General features: G+C 71.1%; 11 protein-coding genes. All 11 read left to right on the top strand.

What is annotated here, in order from left to right:
• Positions 1-142 precede the first annotated feature (142 nt).
• Positions 143-2,488 carry an AbfB domain-containing protein gene (locus tag ABZ406_RS26420; protein WP_357766927.1) on the top strand — a complete coding sequence of 782 codons (2,346 nt, stop codon included), beginning with the start codon at positions 143-145 and terminating at the stop codon, positions 2,486-2,488.
• Between the two features lie 545 nt (positions 2,489-3,033).
• Positions 3,034-4,326: a cytochrome P450 gene (locus ABZ406_RS26415; RefSeq protein WP_357766922.1), complete on the top strand. Its 1,293-nt coding sequence runs from the start codon at positions 3,034-3,036 to the stop codon at positions 4,324-4,326.
• Positions 4,327-4,590: 264 nt separating this feature from the next.
• Complete coding sequence (locus tag ABZ406_RS26410) at positions 4,591-5,073, top strand: helix-turn-helix transcriptional regulator (protein WP_357766919.1); 483 nt, start codon at positions 4,591-4,593, stop codon at positions 5,071-5,073.
• Between the two features lie 253 nt (positions 5,074-5,326).
• A complete protein-coding gene (locus ABZ406_RS26405) occupies positions 5,327-7,726 on the top strand; it encodes a nitrate- and nitrite sensing domain-containing protein (RefSeq protein ID WP_357766916.1) in 2,400 nt (799 codons plus the stop codon).
• A gap of 16 nt (positions 7,727-7,742) precedes the next feature.
• Positions 7,743-8,147: a roadblock/LC7 domain-containing protein gene (locus ABZ406_RS26400; protein WP_030490280.1), complete on the top strand. Its 405-nt coding sequence runs from the start codon at positions 7,743-7,745 to the stop codon at positions 8,145-8,147.
• A gap of 54 nt (positions 8,148-8,201) precedes the next feature.
• Complete coding sequence (locus tag ABZ406_RS26395) at positions 8,202-9,395, top strand: ABC transporter substrate-binding protein (RefSeq protein WP_357766913.1); 1,194 nt, start codon at positions 8,202-8,204, stop codon at positions 9,393-9,395.
• Positions 9,392-10,288, top strand: a complete 897-nt coding sequence (locus ABZ406_RS26390) for a branched-chain amino acid ABC transporter permease (RefSeq protein ID WP_357766910.1) — start codon at positions 9,392-9,394, stop codon at positions 10,286-10,288. Before ABZ406_RS26395 ends, ABZ406_RS26390 begins: the two co-directional genes overlap by 4 nt.
• On the top strand, positions 10,285-11,295 hold the full coding sequence (locus tag ABZ406_RS26385) for a branched-chain amino acid ABC transporter permease (protein WP_357766907.1): 1,011 nt from the start codon (positions 10,285-10,287) through the stop codon (positions 11,293-11,295). Before ABZ406_RS26390 ends, ABZ406_RS26385 begins: the two co-directional genes overlap by 4 nt.
• Positions 11,292-12,035 carry an ABC transporter ATP-binding protein gene (locus tag ABZ406_RS26380; protein WP_357766905.1) on the top strand — a complete coding sequence of 248 codons (744 nt, stop codon included), beginning with the start codon at positions 11,292-11,294 and terminating at the stop codon, positions 12,033-12,035. The genes ABZ406_RS26385 and ABZ406_RS26380 overlap by 4 nt, the downstream gene beginning before the upstream one ends.
• Entirely contained in the window at positions 12,035-12,805 is a 771-nt protein-coding gene (locus ABZ406_RS26375) for an ABC transporter ATP-binding protein (RefSeq protein ID WP_357766902.1), read from the top strand. Before ABZ406_RS26380 ends, ABZ406_RS26375 begins: the two co-directional genes overlap by 1 nt.
• A 49-nt stretch (positions 12,806-12,854) precedes the next feature.
• Positions 12,855-13,658, top strand: a complete 804-nt coding sequence (locus tag ABZ406_RS26370; RefSeq protein ID WP_357766899.1) for a methyltransferase domain-containing protein — start codon at positions 12,855-12,857, stop codon at positions 13,656-13,658.
• Positions 13,659-13,829 lie beyond the last annotated feature (171 nt).

Here is a 13,829-nt window from a genome sequence, read left to right as displayed (position 1 = left end):
GCAGGCCGCCGTTGGCGGGTGGAGATCCCACCGACATCCGTCGCTGACGCCCGTCCCCCGTCAATGACCACCCGATGCCCACCACCCGCGCGCTTCGGGCCCGGCTGCACCCGCCCGCGGCGACTCGTCCCCCGGAGACGGCATGAAACGTCACGTCCCCATCCGCCCCGCCCTGCCACTGCTGCTCGTCATCGCCCTGGTCACCGGCTTCCTCGCCGTCCCGGCGTACGCCGCACCGGCCAAGACCCCACCCCTGACCACCCCCTGGACCAGCCAGGCCCTGAACGGCACACCACTGCCCGAATACCCCCGGCCCCAGATGACGCGGCCGGACTGGCTCAACCTCAACGGCGAGTGGCAACTACGCCAGTCGACGACCGACGACGCCCCACAGTTCGGCACCAACCTGCCCGAGCGGGTCAACGTGCCCTTCCCCGTGGAGAGCGCCCTGTCCGGTATCCAACGGGCCGCCAACGACAACCGCAACTACCTGTTCTACCGGCGCACCGTCACCATCCCCGCGAACTGGTCGGGTCGTCGCACCCTGCTGCACTTCGGCGCCGTCGACTGGCAGAGCACCGTCTGGGTCAACGGTGTCCGGGTCGGCGCGCACACCGGCGGTTACGACGCCTTCAGCTTCGACGTGACACCGCAGCTCACCGCCGGAACGAACGAGATCGTCGTCAAGGTCTGGGATCCCACCGACAGCCGGCAGAACGGCAGCCTGCCCGCGATCGGCAAGCAGACCAAGACGCCCAGCGGGATCTTCTACACCCCCAGCTCCGGTATCTGGCAGACGGTGTGGTTGGAGCCGGTGCCCACCGCCTCGATCAGCAGCGTGGACGTCTACCCGAACCTGAGCAACAACACAGTGCGGGTCCGGGTCTTCACGAGGGGCGACGTGAGCGGCCACAGCGTGCTCGCCGAGGCGCTCAACGGCGCCACAGTGGTCGGCTCCGCGACCGGCGGCTTCACCGACTTCAGCGTGCCGGTGCCGAACGCCCGCCGGTGGTCACCCGACGACCCGTTCCTCTACAACCTCCGGGTCACCCTGCGCAGCGCCACGGGTGCCACAGTGGACCGGACCACGCACTACTTCGGCATGCGAGAGATCACCACCGGCCTGGTCAACGGGGTGCTGCGCCCCAAGCTCAACGGCCAGTTCGTGTTCCAGGTCGGCACCCTCGACCAGGGCTTCTGGCCGGACGGGCTCTACACCGCGCCGACCGACGCCGCCCTCGCCTTCGACCTGCAGAAACACAAGGACCTGGGCTTCAACATGGTACGCAAACACATCAAGGTCGAGCCGCAACGCTGGTTCTACCACGCGGACCGGCTCGGCCTGCTCGTCTGGCAGGACATCCCGTCGCTCACCGCGCAGAACGTCGACCCCACCGACGCCCAGCAGGCGCAGTTCGAGGCCGAGGCGCGCGAGATCGTCGACGAACACCGCAGCTCACCCGCGGTGATCGCGTACACGCCCTACAACGAGGGCTGGGGCGAGCGGTCCCTCGCCGACACCCGGCGGGTCGCGCAGAACATCAAGAACCAGGACCCGACCCGTCTGGTCAACCCGCACAGCGGTCACAACTGCTGCCAGTCCCTCGGCGACCCCGGCAACGGCGACATCGACGACTGGCACGTCTACCTCGGACCGGATTCCCCCGTACCGTCGAGCAGCCGGATCGCCGTGCTCGGTGAGTTCGGCGGGCTGGGCCTGCACACGCCGGGCCACGAGTACAGCCCGAACGGCAGCTTCTTCGCGTACGAGTGGCAGTCGAGTGCGAACGCCCTCACCGACAGGTACGTGGGGCTGGTGCAGGGCACCCAGAACCTGATGGTCGGCAAGGGGCTCAGTGCCTCCATCTACACCGAGATCACCGACCTGGAAGGTGAGCTGAACGGTTTCCTGACCTACGACCGGCAAGTGGTCAAGATGGACCAGACGCGGGTGCGCGCCGCGAACACCGCTCTGATCAACGCCTCGAAGACCGTCGGCGGTTCGACACCCGTCGCCCTGCCGCTCAACACCCGGCGGTCGTTGCAGGTGACCACGCCGGGCTTCACCAACCGCTATCTCCGCCACCAGGACGGCCTGGCCTACACGGAGGTGGTCGACGCCGCCAGCTCCAGCCTGCTCAAGGCCGACGCCACGTACACCATCCGGCCCGGTCTGGCCGGGTCCGGTTGCTACTCGTTCGAGTCGGTCAACTTTCCCGGGCAGTACCTGCGCCACCAGAACTCCCGGGTCCGCAACTCGCCGGACGACGGCTCCGCGCTGCTGCGCGCCGATGCCACCTGGTGCGCCCGCACCGGGCTGACCGGCACCGGTGTGTCGCTGGAGTCGTACAACTTCCGCGGCAAGTACCTGCGGCACTACAACGCTGAGGTCTGGCTCAGCAACGGCACCGGCGGCGACGCGTACAACACGCCGACCATGTGGGCCGCCGACAGCACCTGGAACGTCGCGGCCCCGTGGGCGCCCTGACCAGGTGCACTGACCCGGCCGCCCCGACACGGTGAGGCGCGGGGGTTCCGGCGTCGCACCCGCGGGTGCAGAGCAAAGGCTGCCCTGAGCCGGAACCCCCGCGACGCCTGAACGGGCGTCGCGGGGCCGGCTCCGCCCGCCGGGGCTGACCGCTCCCGTCAGCGCGGGCTCGTCCCGAAGCGTTTCGCCCACCCCGTCCGCGCGGGTTCCCGCGCCGCGGTCGGCGACCGGGCTCCGGCGTCACTCGTCGTCTCGGGGGTCGTTTCCCCGGTCATGAGGCGAAGCGGCGAGTCGAATCCACAGTCGGGCTGGGTCGACCGCACGGCAAGGACCGGGCCGCAACTTGCATCCGACCAGGTTCGCTCGACTGTTGCAACACGCAATCAAACCGAAAATAAATAGACGGCAACCAATCTTGACATGTGCGTCCGGTCAGCGCACCGTGAAGAGCAAAAGGCGGATGCGCGCCATTATCGGCCCGGCTGGAGTGGATCGCCAAATGGAGGCGCTGCCGGTTTCGCGCCGCGTGCATCAGGAGGCTTTCCATGCGGTTCAATCCGTTCGCCGGGCTCTATCTCACCGATCCGGCAAGCATGTGGCGGCGCATTCTCGACGATCCCGACGGCGTGCACTACGCCGAGGATCTGGGCCTGTGGTTGATCAGCGGGCACGCGGACGTCCGGCGGGCCCTCGCCGACACCACGACATTCGCCAACGCCCTCACCCTCGCTCCGGTCTACGAGGTGTCTCCCGCGGCCCTGAACGTGATCATGCAGATCGACGCGCCGCCCACGACGGCCGCCGCGGATCCGCCGGCGCACCCGCGCACCCGCCGGGCGCTGCGGGCGACCTTCGCGAACACCTCCGAGCGGGTCGAAGCCGAGTACGGGGAGATCGTCCGTCGCCGGGTCGACCAGTTGGTGGGCCGACTCGCCGCCCGCCAGGGTGACGAGGTCGACCTGATCCCGGAGTTCGCCGCCGAGCTTCCCCTGCTCGTCATCCTGGACATCCTCGGGGTGCCCGACGCCGACATCGGCCGGATCCGGAGCTGGGCGGACGGTCAGATCGCCCTCATCTGGGGGCAGCCGGACCCAGCCGAGCAGACCCGCCTGGCACAGGACCTGCTGGAGTTCTGGCACTACTGCGAAGGCCTGGTCCGTCAACGGGTGGACAGCGGACATCGCGGCGACGACTTCATCGGCCGGGCCCTCACCTACCGGGACGACGACGACAGCGTGCTGACCGTGCCCGAGGTGGCGAGCCTGGCCTTCAACCTCCTGGTCGCTGGCCACGAGACCACCGCCGGGTTGCTCGCGCACGCCCTGGACCAGGCCCTGTCCGTACCCCAGCGCTGGTCGGCGATCACCGCGGACCCGGGGCTCGTCCCCGCCTTCGTGAGCGAGACGCTCCGGTTCGCGCCCGCCATCGACGGCTGGCTGCGAGTGACCACCCGGGATGTCACAGTGGGCGCGGTGACCATCCCCGCCGGGGCGCGTTGCCTGCTGTTGATCGGCGCGGCGAACCGCGACCCCGCAGCGTTCCACGACCCGGACCGGTTCGACCCCCACCGCGCCGATGTGGGCAATCACCTGTCGTTCGGCCACGGTCCACATTTCTGCATCGGGGCGGGACTGGCGCGACTCGAGGCCGGAATCGCTCTCGGTCGACTCGCCGAAGCCATTCCGGGGCTACGACTCTCCGCCGAGCAACATCGCTCGTACAAGCCCAATGTCGCGTTCCGCGCGCACCGCACACTGCTCGCGATAATCGACACTTCGGCGCCCGTCGACGTGCCGGCGGCACAGAACGGGGTGACCGTCGACGTGCACGCCGCCTGAGAGAGCGCGAGCGCCAACGGTGCTGACCTGCGGACGGATCGAGGGTGGAGTCAGGGCGTTGCGGGCCGACTCCACGCGGCGCACCTGGGCGGCGGCACCGAGGCCGGCGGGCACCTTTCCCGCCTTTCCCGACGATCCATGCCGGTGAACGTCTTCACACCCATCATGTCCTGGGTTAAGAATTGCCCTCTGTGAATGTTCGCTTCATCGGTCAATCTCGATTTGGCGTCTGACGCTGAATGTCCGTTCCACGAAGGTGAGCGCATGGAGCACACGTCCCCGTCGAGCTCGGCTCACTCTGCGGCCAGTCAACGGTTCCGATGGGAGTTGCGCAACTGCCGCGTCCAACGGGGCCTGACCCAACGAGCCCTGGCGGATCTGGTGCGGTTCAGTCGGGAGACGGTCGCGGCGGTCGAGTCGGGTCGCCGGTTCGGCAGTCACGAGTTCGCGCTGCGCTGCGACGACGTCCTCGGCACCGGTGGGCAGCTGGCCGCACTGTGGCCGCAGGTCGCGGCCGAGCAGATGGCTGCCGACGGCCGACGGGGCCCCCGCGCACCGGAACCGACCCGACTGGATCGGCAGGTGCCACGTCAACGCGGTCAGCGTGACGTGCGCGACCCGGGTGCGGTGGTGGACGCGATCGACGAACTGCGGGAGCTCATCGGCCAGGTGCTCAACAGCCCGCCCGAGCCGGACGGTCAGGAGCGGCGGCACCCACCGACCGGACCCCTCGACCACCAGCGCTGACTCGGCAAGTGCGATGCGACCTCGCGGCGTCACCGGTCGCTGACGTTGGGTACAGATGCTGGTACGGGCAGTTTGTACCACGGCCAGGTCTGGTCTACGAGCGCGGCTTCCGGCCGAATGGGACTTGCATTCGGCAACGTGCGCATAGACCGTCATCGACGAGTCGTGGGAGTCAATCTTGGCGTCGAGCACCCGGTCCCACGCGGCCAGACCCTACCCGACCCGTCGACGCGGTTGGAAGATCGCCGGCCGGATGCGCCTCATCGTCGCGGCCCCGCTCGTCGCCGTGATCGGCTTCGCCGGTCTCGCGCTGACCGAGAGCGCACGCCAGACGGCCCGGGCCAGCGACCTGCGGGTCCTGGCGCAGGTCGGCGCCGAGGCCGGCGACCTGGCCTACCGGCTGCAACGCGAACGCATCGCCGCCGCCGACCTGCTCACCTACGCCCGCCCGGAGCAGCAGGACACCTTCGGCGCGGAGGTGGCCGCCACCGACGACGCCGTCGCCCGCTATCGCGGGCAGCGCGACCGGCTCTCCACCGGAAACGACACCAACACAGCGCTGCTGCGGCGCATCGACGCGGCGCTGGACGGCCTCGCCCCGCTGCGCACCCAGGTACGCACCGCCACGCACGCCTCCGTGTCAGCGATGACCTTCAGCTACCGCATCGCGATAGCCGACCTCATCAACTTCCGGGAGAACGTCTCACACGGCGTGGTGGACGCCCAACTCGCCGACGGCATCCGCGCCTCCGCGGCCCTGTCGAAGACGGCCGAGGCCATCGGTCAACAGCAGGTCGCCGTGCTGCGCGCCGTCGCGGGAGGCGAGCTGACCCCGGCCATGCAGCAGGACATCACCGCGGCCCGCACCAGCTACACCGAATCGAGCCTGTCGTTCCTGGCCCTGGCCCCACCCGCGTGGAGCATCTGGTGGGAGCAGGCCGGCACCGGCAAGGACGCGCTCGCCCTGCAACGCATGCAGGACGAGGTGTCCCGGGCCCAGCCGGGGTCGCAGCTGCAACTGGAGACCGCCGCCTGGGTGTCCACCACCCAGACGCGCGCCGCCCGGCTGGCCGACCTTCGCGCCCGGGTCGACGGCGCGGTCCGCGACGACGTCCGCGACGCGCACGCCGACCAGCGCCGCCGGGCCGTGGCCGAGGCGGCCGGAGTCCTCCTGGCCCTGATCCTCACCGCGCTGGTGACCTGGGCCGTCGCACGGCAGATCACCCGACGGCTACGCCGGCTACGAGACGCGGCCAACGCCGTGGCCTTCGAACAGCTCCCCGCCGTGGTGGCCCAACTGCAACAGCCCGGCAGCGCCACCGTCGACCCACAGAGGCTTGCCCGCCAGCAGTCAAGTGCCGCCCTCGAACCGTCGAGCGACGACGAGATCGGCGAGCTGGGTCAGGCGTTCAGTGCCGTGCACCAGGCCGCCGTGCGGACCGCCGCCGAACAGGCCGTCATGCGCGCCAACACCGCCGACATCTTCATCCACCTGAGCCGCCGCGAACAGCGACTCGTCGACGCCGTCCTCGCCCAGGTCGACCTGGTCGAGCGGGACGAGACCGACCCCGACCGGCTCGACCAGCTGTACACACTCGACAACCTGGCGACCCGGATGGGCCGGATCAACGCCAGCCTGCTGGTGCTCGGCGGCGTCGGCGTCGGTCGCGTACGCCAGCGCGACGTTCCGCTCCAACAGGTGCTCCAGGCGGCGCTGTCCCAGATCGAGCACTACGCACGGATCCGGCTCGGCATGATCGACGGGGACGTCGCAGTGGCCGCCAAGACCGTCGACGAGGTAGTGCACCTGCTCGCCGAACTCATGGACAACGCCACCACGTACTCACCGCCGGGCAGTGAGACCTGGGTGAGCGGCCGGAGCCTGGGTGACCGCGTCATCGTCCAGATCAGCGACGAGGGCGTGGGGCTGTCCGCGCCGCGGATGCAGCAACTCAACGAACTGCTGGCCCACCCACCGGCCATCGACGTCGCCGCGGTACGGGCGATGGGCCTGGTCGTCGTGGGCCAACTCGCGACCCGGCTGGGCGCCACCGTCCAACTACGACGCGGCCCCCGACGCGGCATCCTCGCCGAGGCGACACTCCCTGCGGCGATCATCAGGTCCCTGCCCCCGGAGGAGTACCTTCTCGCACCCGGCCGGCTGTCGAGGCGGGCAGCGCGCACGCCCAGTCCCCCGCCGCCGTACCAGCCGCGCCCGGAACCCACCGCCGGACGCCCCCCGGCCGAACGGACCCTGCCGGCGGCGCCGGTCTTCCGACCGGCTCCCCCACCCCCGGACCGGGGCGACGCGCCCACCGAGGAGCTTCTCATCTTCGAGCAGGTCAACCACTGGTTCCAGAGCGACGTCGTCGACGGCCACAACGGCCAGAACGGCCAGCAGTGGTCCAGCCCCGCCGACGACGCGTGGCGTACGGCCGCCCAGGCGAACACCCCCGAGGTCACCACGACCACCAACTCCGGTCTGCCCAAGAGGCAGCCGCAACGGCACCTCGTGCCCGGCGGTGTGACAGTGCCCCAGCAGCAGCAACGCTCCGAGTACCGCGACCCGGCGCAGGTGGCGACGGCGATGGCCGCGTACGCGCGGGGCGTGGCCAACCGACGGCGTACCCCGATCAACCTCGGCAACAAATGACGCGACAGGAGAGCACGTGACCGACCAACAGGATCTCGGCTGGCTGCTGGACAACTTCGCGGCGCGCGCGACCGAGGTCAGCCACGCGATCGCCATCTCCAGCGACGGCCTGATGGTGGCCGCCACCCGCGACCTGCCACCCGACCGGGCCGACCAGTTGGCCGCCACGGGTAGCGGGCTGGTCAGCCTGCTGCGGGGGGCGGCGGCCTTCTTCGACGCGGGTGCGGTGATCTCCAACGTCACGCAACTCGAGGGCGGATTCATGTTCTCGATGGCCTTCAACGACGGCGCCTCGCTGCTGGTGCTCGCCGCCCCCGAGTGCGACGTGGGCAAGGTCTCCTACGAGATGACCGAGCTGGCCAACCGGATCGGGGACGCGCTGACCCCCGCCGCCCGGGCGGCTCTCGCCCGCAGCCGCTGACCAACCCGGCGCCCCCACGCCGGCGATCCCTTCCCCTTCCCTCTGGAGTAAGACATGCCTCTCACCACGCCTTGGCGCAGCCGTGCCCTGACCGCCGCGCTGCTCGCCGCCGTGCTGACCACAAGCACCGCCTGCGGCGACGACGCTCCGGGCACGAGCGCCGGCGGCTCGATAAAGATCGGCCTGCTCGCGTCGCTGTCCGGGACGTACCAGGCAGTCGGTACGGAGATCCGCGACGGCTTCCAGCTCTACCTGGACACCCACGACGGCAAGTTGGGCGGCCGGCAGGTCGACCTGATCGTCGCGGACGAGGGCAACGGAGCCCAGACCGCTGTCCCGGCGGCGACGAAGCTGCTCAAGCAGGACCGGGTTTCCGCGCTCACCGGCATCGTCGGTGGCGGCTCGGTAGCCGGGGTCACCCCGCTGCTCAACGAGACGAAGGTGCCCCTCGTCGGCTCCAACGGCCGGCCGGAACTCAAGGACGTCTCCCGGGTCTGGCACACCTCGTACCTCTCCGACGAGCCCGGGGCGGCGATCGCCCAGCACGTCCGCGACAACGTGAAGGGCTCGGTGTACGCGATCGGCCCGGACTACCAGGGCGGATGGGACGAGCTGCGCGGTTTCACCGACACGTTCGGGAAGATCGGCGGGAAACTCGCGAACGCCGACGGCAAGACGACCTTCACACCGTTCCCGGCCACCACGAACTTCCTCCCGTACTTCGCCCGCATCAAAGCCTCGGGCGCGGCGGCCGTCTACACGTTCTACGCCGGCAGCGCCGCAGTCGACTTCGTCAAGCAGTACGCGCAGTCCGAGATCAAGGACATCCCGCTGTACGCGGCCGGTTTCCTCACCGAGGGCGGCGTGCTCAACGCGCAGGGTGAGGCCGCGAGGGACATCTACTCGGTGCTCAACTACTCGTCCGACCTCGACAACGCGGAGAACCGCGCCTTCGTGGCCGCGTGGAAGGCGAAGCACGACGGTTCACCGACGACCTACGCGCTCGCCTCGTACGACGCGGCGGCGGTGCTGGACCGGGCGATCGGCGGGGCCGGAAGCAACCCGACGCCGGAGGCCATCAACACGGCCATCGGTCAACTCGGTCAGATCGCCAGCCCGCGCGGCACCTGGCAGTTCTCCACCGCCACGCACTCCCCGGTGCAGAAGTGGTACCTGCGGCAGGTCCGCCAGGACGGCCGGGCGCTGTCCAACACCGTCGTGGGTGACCTCGCGACCGTCGGCCGGTGACAGTCGTGGCGGCCGGCACGGAACGGATCGACCCGTACCTGATCCCGGCGTTGGACGGAGTGGCCTACGGGCTGCTGGTGTTCGTCGCCGCGTCGGGCCTGGTCTTCTGTTTCGGCGTCGCCAACATCCTGAACCTGGCGCACGGCCTGCTCTACGCGATCGGCGGGTACACCGCGGCGGCGCTGTTCGACGGCGGCTGGGTGAGCCTGGCGTTGGCGCTGGGGGTCGGTGTGCTGGCCGCCGCCTCGGCCGGGGTGCTCCTGGCCGGCCTGCTCACACCTGTCGCCACCGGCAACCACCTGAGTCAGGCGCTGCTGACCTTCGGGGTGGCGTTGGCCGGCGGCAGCCTGCTCGTCGCCGCCTTCGGACCCGACGACCCTCAGGTCCAGGTGCCGGCCGCGCTGGAGGGGTCGGTGCTCGTCGGCGGTCACCGCTACGCCGCGTACCGGTTGGTGTTCATAGTGGTCGCGGCGGTGCTCGCCGCCGCGCTCTACCTCGTGGTACGCCGCACCCGGGCCGGGATGCTGGTCCGGGCGGCAGTCGACGACCCGGAGATGGTCGCCTGTCTGGGCGTGAGTCCGGCGCGGATCCGGGCCGGTGTGCTCGCCGCCGCAGGTGCGCTCGCCGGCGCGGCCGGGGTCCTGGGCGCGCCCATCATCGGCCCGGGCACCGGCACCGCCGACACCGTGCTGCTGCTGTCCCTGGTGGTGGTCGTCCTCGGTGGTCTCGGGTCGATGGCGGGCACCCTGTTGGCCGCGCTGGCGATCGGCGAGATCCAGACGCTCGGCGTGGCGCTGCTGCCGTCCGCCGCGCCGTTCCTGCTGTTCGCCGCCATGGCGGCCGTGCTTGCCGTGCGGGCGCGTGGCCTGGCCGGCAGGTGGAGGGCGGCATGAGGGGTGAGGTGATCCGGCGGGTTCGGGGCGGCATCGCGGCGCTCGTCCTGGTCGGCCTGGTGGTGGCGCCCTGGGTGGTCGACGACTACACCACGGCGATCCTCGCCCGGACGCTGGCGCTGGCCCTGGTCGGGGTGAGCGTGGCGCTGCTCACCGGCGTCGCCGGCATGCCCACCCTCGGGCAGACCGCACCGTACGCGGCCGGTGCCTACGCCTGCGCCGTGGTCGGCAGCCGGGTGTCCGACGTCGGCGTCGTGCAGCTCGCCGTAGCGGCGGCCGCGGGGGCGCTGCTGGCCGCGCTCACCGTGCCGCTCGTCGTGCACGCCCGAGGGGTGATCGTCCTGATGATCACCCTGGCCGTCGGCGAACTCGTCGTCGTCGTTCTCGGGCGGTGGCGATCGGTGACCGGTGGCACGGACGGGCTGGCGGGCATCCCCGCGGTCCGACCGTTCTGGGGGCTCCCGCCCCTGGCCAGCGACCAGGCGCGGTACCTCTACGCCCTGGTCGTCGTGGCCACACTTGTCGGCGCGGTGCTGGTGCTGCTGCGTACCCGGGCCGGGCTGGTGCTGCGGGCCGGCCGCGACGACGAGACGCGGCTGCGGGCCAGCGGCCACCGGGTGGCGTTGCACCTGTCCGGTGCGCACATCGCCGCCGGAGCGATAGCCGGTGCCGCCGGCTCACTCCTGGTCGTCGCCCAGCAGTACGTCTCCCCCGCCGACTTCGGCTTCGACACGTCCGCGCTGCTGCTGCTCGGTGTCGTCATCGGTGGCACCGCGTCGGTGGGCGGCGCCCTGGTGGGCGCGGCGTTGGTCATCGCCGTCCGGGACTGGCTGTTCGGGGTGCTGCCCGGCCACGCGCCACTGGTGCTGGGCGCGCTGTTCGTGGCGACGGTCTACCTCCTGCCCACCGGCATGAACCGGGCCCGGGGGCGGCTGCGCCAGCCGGAGGTCCCGTCGCTTCAGCCCACTGTCAGTGAGCAGCCAGCCGTCGCGGAGCTGCGCCGATGACCGGCCTGCTCGACGCCAGAAAGATCAGCGTGCGGTACGGCTCGCTCGCCGCGCTCGACGCCGTGGACCTGTGCATCCACGACGGTCAACGGCACGCGCTGATCGGCCCGAACGGGGCCGGCAAGACGACACTGCTCAACGTGCTCGCCGGATCCACGAAACCCCAGCGCGGCAGCGTGCGGTTCGACGGACGCGACATCGGCCGGCTCAGCCCGGCGGCCCGGGCGCGACGGGGCATCAACCGCATCCACCAACGACCCGCTGTCTTCCCGACGCTCACCGCGACGGAGAACGTCGTGGTGGCCGCGCTGCCACGGATCGTCCCACACCGCCGGTGGTGGCTGGGCGGACGCCGGAGCGCCGCGCAGCACCTGGCCGGCCCGCTGCTGGAACAGATGGGCCTCACCGCCGTCGCGGCGGTGCCCGCCGGTCACCTCGCGCACGGGCAACGACGCCAACTGGAGATCGCGATGGCCCTGGCCGGTCGTCCCCGCCTGCTGCTCCTCGACGAACCGGCGGCCGGGCTGTCCGCCATCGAGGTCGGCCGGCTGGTCGAGCTGCTCCAGGCGCTGCCCAGGGCGGTCGCCGTGTTGCTCGTCGAACACCGACTGGACCTGGTGTACGCCCTCTCCGACACGGTCACGGTGCTGCGCGACGGTCAGACACTCGCCGCCGGCGCACCGGACGAGATCCGTACCTCGCCGCTGGTGCGGCAGGCCTACGCCGACGGGGTGACCTGATGCTCACAGTGGATCGTCTCTGCGCCGGCTACGCCGGTGGAATCGTCCTGCACGAGGTGAGCCTTCGGGTTCGCCCCGGCAGCATCCAGGCCGTGGTGGGCCGCAACGGGGCAGGCAAGAGCACGCTCGTGCACACCATCGCCGGGCTGGTCCGCGCGTCCAGCGGTCGCGTCGAGATCGGCGGCGTGCACGTCGCCGGCCGACAACCGCATCGCATCGCCCAGTCCGGCGTCGGCCTCGTTCCGCAGGGCCGACGGGTCTTCTCCCGGCTGACGGTGGCCGAGCACCTGCACCTGGCAGCCGCGCCGTGGCGGGCTCCCACCTCCGGCGGCGAAGGTTGGACCGTCGCCCGGACCTTGGACCTGCTGCCCAGGCTGGCGGTGCGGCTGCGACACCGGGGGTGCGAACTCTCCGGCGGGGAACAGCAGATGCTGGCGATAGCCCGCGCGCTGCTCGGTCAACCCCGGGTGCTGCTTCTCGACGAACCGTGTGAGGGCCTCTCGCCCGACCTGGCGGCGCGGGTCCGCGAACTCGTGGGCGGTCTCGCCGCCGACGGGCTGACCGTGCTGCTCGTGGAACAGCAACTCCAGCACGCCATCGACGTCGCGGACCGGGTGGCGGTGCTGGAGTACGGCCGGGTGGTCTACGACCGGCCGACCGCCGAGGCCCGCCGCGACCCGACCCCACTGGCGGCCATGTTGAGCGTCGCCGCAGGCGCACCGCCCCCGGCCAACCGACCGGCCCCTCGGCTCTGGGCCGACACCCCGTAACCACCCGACCCTGCTCGCGTCACCCGACCCCTCTCGGAGAGGTAGACACATGACAACAGCGACGAGCGATGACACGTACACGTTCGACAACGGCGCACCGGATGCCGTCCCCCAGATGCACGCGCTGGAGTCCTTTCTGGACCCGATCACGACGCGTCGACTGGCCCGCCCGGTCCTGCAACCGGGCGCGACGTGCTGGGAGGTCGGGGCCGGAGGCGGCTCGATGGCCCGGCGGATGGCCCGCGCGGTCGGCGACGACGGTCAGGTGCTGGCCACCGACATCGACCCCACCCACCTGGTGGCCGAGAGCAACCTGCACGTACGCCAACACGACGTCCGCACCCAACCACCACCCGGGGACGCGTTCGACCTGATCCACGCCCGGCTGGTGCTGCTGCACCTCCCCGATCGACGACGGGTCCTGCGCACCCTCACCGGCGCGCTGGCACCCGGCGGGTGGCTGGTCGTCGAAGAGTTCGACTGCACCGCCCCGCAGCGGGTGCTCACCGCACCCACCGACGACGCCGCGAAGCTCTTCGCGCAGGTCATGGACGCCATGATGGGAGTCCTGGAGGACCACGGCGCCGACCTGGGATGGGCGCAGGACGTACACACCGAAATGGCCCTCGCCGGCCTGACCGACCTGGACACCATCACCCACTCGCAGAGCTGGGCCGGCGGGTCGACCGGAACGTCTCTCTACGAGACCAACTCGCGCCAGTTGGAGCCCGACCTCCTGGCCGCCGGGCTGTCACCCCAGCAACTGAACGCCTTCCGGCGGCTGCTCCGGGACCCCGGGTTCGCCGTCATGTCGTACCACTTCGTCTCCACGCGGGGCCGCCTACCGAGCTGAGCAGGTGGACCACCGCGCGGAGCGCGGTCACGCCGCCCGTACCTCTTCGGCCGCAGCACTCCCCCTCCCCCCGCTGCCCCGCCACGCCGGAAGGCCCGGCAGCCCCGGCCGGCCCCGTCACGCCGGCCACGGCAGCCAGGCGGCCAGCCGGAAGTCACCGCTGTCGTCCCG

Origin of the sequence: Micromonospora sp. NPDC005710, from assembly GCF_040630995.1 — a bacterium.
Taxonomy (GTDB): domain Bacteria; phylum Actinomycetota; class Actinomycetes; order Mycobacteriales; family Micromonosporaceae; genus Micromonospora.
Note: the sequence above shows the minus strand (reverse complement) of the source record. Positions and strands in the feature narration are given on the sequence as shown.